At 63.2% G+C, this 7,473-nt stretch carries 5 protein-coding genes; all 5 read right to left on the reverse strand.

The genetic code is table 11. The features are described from left to right. Positions 1 to 9: 9 nt before the first annotated feature. Complete coding sequence (locus QZ281_RS17555) at positions 10 to 2,118, reverse strand: AAA family ATPase (protein ID WP_292230742.1); 2,109 nt, start codon at positions 2,116 to 2,118, stop codon at positions 10 to 12. A 70-nt stretch (positions 2,119 to 2,188) separates the two neighbouring features. Continuing rightward, on the reverse strand, positions 2,189 to 2,842 hold the full coding sequence (locus tag QZ281_RS17560; RefSeq protein ID WP_292176457.1) for a hypothetical protein: 654 nt from the start codon (positions 2,840 to 2,842) through the stop codon (positions 2,189 to 2,191). Beyond that, on the reverse strand, positions 2,842 to 5,940 hold the full coding sequence (locus QZ281_RS17565) for an N-6 DNA methylase (protein ID WP_292230745.1): 3,099 nt from the start codon (positions 5,938 to 5,940) through the stop codon (positions 2,842 to 2,844). Before QZ281_RS17565 ends, QZ281_RS17560 begins: the two co-directional genes overlap by 1 nt. Beyond that, a complete protein-coding gene (locus QZ281_RS17570) occupies positions 5,937 to 6,413 on the reverse strand; it encodes a hypothetical protein (protein WP_292176459.1) in 477 nt (158 codons plus the stop codon). Before QZ281_RS17570 ends, QZ281_RS17565 begins: the two co-directional genes overlap by 4 nt. 272 nt (positions 6,414 to 6,685) lie before the next feature. Further along, the gene (locus QZ281_RS17575; RefSeq protein WP_292230749.1) at positions 6,686 to 7,258 is read right to left on the reverse strand and encodes an LPD7 domain-containing protein; all 573 of its coding nucleotides are present in this window, start codon (positions 7,256 to 7,258) and stop codon (positions 6,686 to 6,688) included. Positions 7,259 to 7,473: the final 215 nt, after the last annotated feature.

Consider the following 7,473-nt stretch of genomic DNA (forward strand, 5'->3'; position numbering starts at 1 on the left):
GGCGCATGGTCATAGGCCCGCAAGCGGCGGCGGGGGGGGCGGCGTCAGGCGCGCGACAATCGAGGTCAGGAGCGCGCGTAACTCTTCGGGCGCGCCCGCCGCGAGCGCGACGGGGTCTTGCGAGCTCAGCACCCGGACGTGGGTGCTCGGCTTGCCGCGCCCCAGGAACAGATAGCGATACCAACGCATCAAGACGTCCTGGTCCGCACCGTAAAGGTGAGGCAGGCCGTCGTCGCCCAGAACCGATGTGCGAGGTTCCCCGGCGGGTGACGGCCCTTGGCGGCCGGGCTCGACGACCTGATAGGCGACGGGAAACGCCTTCAGCATGGAATAGTCGAGATCGAGGGGCGTGCAGAAGAAGACGTTGAAGCGGCGCAGCCAGTTCGCCCACTGGGTGAGATGCGCGAAATCTGTCGGCGGCAGAGCGTCAAAGGCCACCAAGTTCTCGGCTGGCCCCAGCGGGAGCAGGTGCGCTCCGAAAATGGCCTGAGGCGTGACGTTGTTCGCGAGCAGCTGCGTACAGGCTGTCTTGATACGGCCCCAGCCGCCTCCGGAACGGCCCCAGTCGAGATCCAGCAAGGTGGCGTAGGGAATGTCGAGGTCGGTCAGCAGTCGCCACAGGTGGTTTACATGGCGACCGCCCAGGGGAACCACCGCGACGAAGGATCGATCGATGTCGAGCCCCATGACGTCGGCGAGACGAGGAAGAACGACTTCCTCGGACGCGCCTTCCCCCAGCACGACGAAGCGCGCGAAATAGAGTTCGGGATAGGTGCGGACGGCCTCGCGGATGAATTTCGACGCTTCTTCCTCGCCGATGGGGAGGGTGATCGGACGGACGCGAGCCGTTCGATCTTGCGGGTCGAGGCGGAAGTGCCGGACTTGGGTAGGATCGACCCGGGCGAGGATGCTCGGGGAGTGGCTGGAGACCACGGCCTGCGCCTGCGGCGACTTCGTCAGGTCTTGGATCTGCCGAATGATGCGGGAGAGATAGAAGGGCGCGAGGTTGTTCTCGGGTTCTTCGATCGCGATGAGGGTCAGCGCTGGTAGCGGAACGCCGCCGGCCTGGAAACCAGCGCCTGCGGGATCGGCCACGATCCCGGCTTCGACATCCAGCGTCGCCGCGGTCATCGCCAACGCGCGCAGCGACGAGGACGTCCCTCCCAACTTTGACTTACTCGTCACGTTCGCCCTCGGGCTCCTCTGGCCGTCGCTGAGATCATCAAGCGCCCGCTCGCGGCCGGCTTCGTCGGGGCGAAAGATAACCTCAACCTTGCGAATGAAATGCTCAAACCGCAGATCGAGCGGACGGAAGACCGGCGTCGTGTCGGTCCCGGCTGTGTAAACTTCCTGCCATCGCCGCGTCACCGCTGCCGCGATCACGTCGACGGCCGGCTCCCCGGCGAAGGCGCCGTTCAATGTCGTACCGGCATTTGTGAACGTGTCGCGGACACCCTGCGACCAGTTAATAGCGCGCCACAGCCTGCCGCGCAGGAAAGCCGTCACCTGAGAGGCGCCATCCCGCGTGGCCGGCACGTAGATCATTTGGATCCGCGCCCGGTCGGTCGCTTTCAGCTCGGTGCAATCGGCGTCGGTGAATGCGCCGAAGGTCCGGATCGCCCAGTATTTATGCTCAATCGCGCCGTCGAGCGAACCGTCATCGGTCCAGGTCGCTTCGAGACGCAGGCGGCATTTCAGCTTGCCTGCGTCTTCAGCGGCCATCTGGTGGAAGAATTCGGGAATGGCCGCGCCGCCGGCCCCGTCGGCGTCCAGTTCCGGAAAGGCGACAATCGCCTCCAGCAAGAAAGTTCGCTGAAGCGGCGCGACCAGCTCGGCGGAGGGGACATGGAAATCCTGGCGCCGTAGGCGTCGCTGATCTCCGGTCACGCCGAACAGGCGCTGGAGGGCCTGCATCAGGGCGGTCTTGCCCGCGCCGTTGACGCCGACGAAGGTCGTAAAGCCCGAGGTTAGATCGACGCTTGTCACTTCAGGTCCAAAGCAACGGAAATTCGTCAGACTGAGCCGCTCAATAAACATGTATCCGACCTCCCCATATTGGTGGCCGATCGCGTCAAGTTTCCCTTGATTGGCAGTCGCGGCCTTCCATGATTTCGTCACTTGTACTTCATGGATCAGTACAAGGCGCGCTTAAGCGTCAAAAAAGAGCCCCGCATTCGCGCCGCTTTCGTCAGGCGTTTGGCGCGGCCGCCGATGGCTTCGAAAATAGCGCGTGACGAAGCTCGATAGACGATCCGGTTGGGCGTGTGTGCCGCGTGCGGAAGCGCTCGATCGTTTGGATCGCGGCCAGGGGCGCAGGTCCCTCCGCCAACGCGAGAGGGACATGGCCGCCGATAGCGTCGGCAATGCGCGATTGGGCGAAGGGCACATCGCCGTCGAGCACATAGCCCAGCATGCACCCCACCGGCAGTTGCTCGGCATACTGCTCGGTGAGAAAACGCATCATGCCTTGGGTGACGTACACAGTGGCCAGGGAACTCCGGCTTCCGCCGTTGATCACGTTGAGCCGCTTGCACTCGTAGGCGAGGTATCGCTGTCGATCCCAGTCGAAGAGCACGGCGATGTCGATGATGCCCTTGCTGAATTTCGACCCATCGGCCGCAAGACCGAATGGTTCGAACTGATATTCGACCCAATGGCACAACCGACGCACCACGACGTCTTTGGCCAGGCGATCGACGAGATTGATGGTGATGTCATCCTCCGCTGGCTGCTCGGGAAGAACCGCCATGCACGCTGGCCAAGCCGCGGCGATCCTCTCCAGGAAGCGATCATCAAATGAAACGAAGTTGTCGACCCATCCCTGCACATCGCCGATCAGCATCAATCCGCGCCCCGCTGTTGGGGCAGGGCGGCGGCTTGCTGGAGGTCGAGCGCTATTCCGTCGGCGTCGGCGAGCGCGGTGGAGCGTAGCCAGAAGCGCATTTGCATGGGCTTGATGAGGTAGAGGCAGTCGCCGACGAAAACGCGCAGGTCCGGCATGAGCTGGAAATTGCCGTTCAGGGGCCTGTGGATGTGAGCTGCGAGTTGCTCGAGTACGTCGCTGAGCTCGCCCCCCGCATCCTCGGCATAGTCTTCATGGCCGCCCAGGTGCAGACGAAGTATCGCCAGGTCGGCGCCGCGCGCGACGAGGCGCGCATCGATCTTTTTGCCTTTGAACCAGTCCGCGAGGCTGGCCGCCAATGTGTGGGCGTATTGCGCTCGCTGCCGTTCGTCCGGCGCGCCCCACAGTTTCGGAAAGTGGCCTTCATGGGGCTGAAGCGCAGGCAGGATCGCCTCGACGGTATCATCGATCAGGGCGATTTCATCGGGCGACAAGCAGAAGTATTGGTACGCAAGCCGGTCGATTGTCCGAAGGATGTCCCCCTCGTCGATCTGCATCGAGAAGGGTTCCTTGGAGCGTTCGTGTGCGTCGTCGACGATCGCAATCAGTTCAAGGGCGGCGTGAGCGGCCGCAGCTTGGTCGGGGACATCGTCGGGTGACGGGAACGGCAATCGCAACAGGTCGGCTTGCTTGACTTCCGGGCGATCCGAACCGAACGACGCGGTGCCATGAAAGGCGTACCAGACCGCGATGCGACTATTGAGGATCGCCGTGAGAACCTTCGCGCGGTCGCTTTGGCCGACCGGCACCACGATCGCCTGCAAGATATCCTGGAAGGTCAGCGGCTGATCGCAGTATGCGGCCCGAAGGCGGTTTTGCGACGTCTCCACCCCACGCGGAACAAGGATGCGCGGGCCATCGAACCCGGACTCGAACCCGCGGCGGCGAACCGTTGATGACGGGGCTGGCAGCAAGCCTTCCGCCGCCTGAGCTAGGCGCGAATAGGCTGCGATCGGCAGGTCAGGCAGTCGACCGACATACTCGCTGGCGAGCGGAGGCGCATCGCTTTCGCTGGCCTCATTGAAAGGCTGATAGCCTTGCCCGATGACCCATCGATCGCCCGGTTTTTCGCGACGACGGCTCAGGCTGCCGTACTCGCTGATGAAGGCTCCTAGTTTGGGAAGCCTCGCGAGGTAGGCGAAGAGTTTGGCGTCCGGCTCGCGCATCCAGAGGCGCTGCTTGAAGATGAGTGGGTTATCTAGGACCGCGCCGACCCCGAGGGCCGCCTTGTCGGCGCTGCTCAGCGTGATGACGCGCTTGATGCGCAGATTAAGGTCAGCCTTTGGCGCCCAGTAGTCGAAGCGATACGGGAAATTATCCGGATTGGCGCTGCCGTAGATGATCAGAGCGGTGGGGCGATGGGCTTTCTCGAAAAGCTGAAATCGAAGGTCTGCGAAGTTGATGACGCGGCGGACCTGGGATTTTCGGAAGAACGTATCACGGGCTTCGATCGTATTTGAGGCGTGGTTATGCAGAAACCCCATCGCCGGCAGCAGGAAAGCGATCAGGCCGCCGTCGGCGAGATGCGATAGCGCCTTCCAGCTGAATGCCCAGGCGTCCTCGCCACCGGGCATGGGATGCCCTGTCTTCTTGCCCCACTGCACGGACGAACGCGCGGGACCGCGGCGGCTGGTCCATGGCGGATTGCCGATGATGACGTCGTATCGGGCGCCATCCGGCGATACTTCGAAGAAGTCGCGGCAGACAAGGGTCTTGCCCCAGAGTTCCGGGAGGAGTTTTCCCCGGGTGATTAGTTTGCGGATGTCGCGTGGCGACACCTCCTCGAGGAGGGCGACATAGAGTGAGAACACGGCGACCCGAACCGCGCCGCCGTTCAGATCCCAGCCATGGATCTGGCTTAGCAGCGACAGCAGCGTCTTCCAGGAAATCGTCTGCGTCTTGTGCTTGGCGCGCCAATGCTCACAGAGTCGCTGGAAGGAGCGGACGAGGAAAACGCCTGAACCGCAGGCGGGGTCGAGGAAGTTTCCTGTCGTCCTTGTCGCATCCGGCAACATCTCCCACGCTTGGGAAACGACGGTGTCGGCAAGGTACATGGGCGTGTAGTAGGCGCCGTTGGCGCGGCGCTCGGCCTCGCGCTCACCCAGGAAGCGATCGTAGACGGCGCTGACGAGCTCGATCGGGATATAGCGGAAGTCATAGCCCCAGAACCGCTGCTGTCCGGAATGGGCCATTTCTTCACGGCCTGACCGGAACCGCGCCAGGATCGTCAGATGGGCGGGCGTGACTTCCGGCGCCTCGCCCGTGGCCTCGAAGGAGCACGGCGCGACGAACAGATCGCCGTTAAAATCGGCATGAAGTGTCCGGAAGAAGGACCGGAAGAGATCGACGTCGCCCGTTTCCAAGAGCGCCGAAAAACTCTCCGAACTCTTCTCGGAGACGGCGGCAAAGTAGGCGGGCGTTACGATCTTCCGGTCTTCAAGGTACGCGATAAACATCGCCTGTATGAGCAGGGCCTGCGCCGCATCGGGAGCGAGCGCGGCCTTTTGCAGCAGGTCGTGGGACGCATTCAGATTGTCGAGGAGAACCTGATCGATGCGCTCCTTCGGGGGGAAGTACTCGCCATAGTCCTTCCAGAGGCGTCCGGATTCGGCGCCGTAGATCAGATTCTGAAACCGCAGCGCTTCGGTCGTCAGACTGAGGCTATCGATGAGGCAGCGGCGCTCGAAGGCCTCGCCTGGATCGCTCAACGGAGTACGGGCGAGCGAAAACGCTCTGAGCGTATCGTCAGCGATAACCAGCAACAGGCTGGCCAGGCCCTGATTCCAGAGCGCGCCGTGAAGATCGATGATCGCAGCGCGGTCGTAGTTATCAGCTTCCAGAATCGCGACAGTCGGGACGCCTTGGACGCAGAAGATCGCCGATACGCCCATTTCGGTCAGGGCGGCTCGGATAGCCGGCGCGTGCGGCACGTCGCTGACGGCCTCGGCTGACTCGTAGAGTTCAGGCGAGCGCCGATGTGTGAGCCCCAAGCGGTCTTTCCACTCCGGCGCCAATGCGGATGCCAGGGTGGTGGTCATGCGCGTTTGCTGCGCCGTTCAGGCTGCATGCCCACGGAGGTTGGGGGGAACTGCAGATGTCCCTGCACTTGATCCACTTCGGTCGCCGTGAGTGCCGCGCGCAGGCGCGCTATGATTGGCGCGCACGGTACGCAGAGGGTGGAAGCGTCCGGCGAGCGGCGATGGGCAAGGCTTGCATCGACCAGGCGGAAGTTGTCGGCTTCGATCAAGGCGACGCAGTTTTCTAGTGAGAGCCAGGATTTCCCCCCGCACTCCTTGAAGAGCTGATCGAAACGATCGCCGACCGTCCCGACGCGCACGCCGAAGTCCCGGACAAGTTCGGCGACGATTGCCATGGCTACGACGTCCCCAGGGGTGAAGCTGGGGGCATGGCCTTTGTGCAGAGCTAGGGCGGGAATGGCATCCCGCCACGTGCGGAAAGCATCCACCGAGATGGAAAGCAGTTCGCGAATCTGGCTCTGAGTGTAGCGCATTAGGATGTCCTAAATCGGAAATTCCCTCAGATCAATGCGGGGTCGACCCCGGGTCAGTCCGCGAAATTTTCGCTTTCGGCAATTGGATCAAAACTTCAATGACAAAGGCGCTTCCCCATGGTTGCCCCTAGTGCGAGGTTAGTACTGGAACAGGATATTGGCCTTAGGTCCGCTCTGCGGCCGGAACCCAACGGCTCCGGTTGGCACATTCAGACTTCGGTGGAGCAATACGACCGCGTCGAAATGGACGTGAGTTCATGGGCGGGACATTTTCAAGAACGTCGGTCGCGTGAGCCGTCTCGATCTCGCGTACGGGCGGGGTCAACCTGGTTGTGCAGACGTTGGACAGCGCGCTCCATCAGCCGCGTCCGGGCCGCCGGGTCGTCGATCAACCGTTTTACCACGACCGAGGCCGCGCGAAGTCGGTCCTTCACGGTGCGCTCGTCGAGATGTCGGCTTGACGGAGATCGGGCGAGGGACGACTCGCCGGCCGCCTGACGATCCCGATCGCGCGGCCGGTAACCCTTGACCTCGACGCCGAGAGATCGCGCCTGGATCCAGGCCTCGCGACGAAATCCTTCGTCGCCGGAGACCCGCACTCCGGTCCAGCCCCGGTGCTGCGCGATCTTCAGCATGTCGGCGACGGCGTCAGGATAGGACAGCGTCGTCGTCAGTTTGCGGCCCTCGTCCCGAAACATCGGTTCGGTGGCGCGGTGATCCCGGTAGAAGCGCGCGGCGCGTCCCAGGCGGTCGCGTTCGATCAGATACCGATCCAGGATGGCTTGAGGCGCGTCGCCCCGGGTACGGGATCGGGCGCCGCCCCCCTTGGCCGGGGTCGGCGCCACCGTGTTATCGGCGGACTGTTCTGGCGCTTTGGCGGGGCGTGGGCTCATCGGTCGTCGTCCCGATCAGGGGCAGGCACGATGGCGTCGATGATCTGGTCGAGCCAGTCGGCGACTTCGGTCTCGGTGGCGCCGATCTCGGGCGGCGGGCAGCCCTGTTCGGTGAACGCCTGAACCACGGACTCATAACTCATATCAGTATCCTCTAACGCAGGGGG

Source organism: Brevundimonas sp. (assembly GCF_018608325.1).
GTDB lineage: Bacteria > Pseudomonadota > Alphaproteobacteria > Caulobacterales > Caulobacteraceae > Brevundimonas.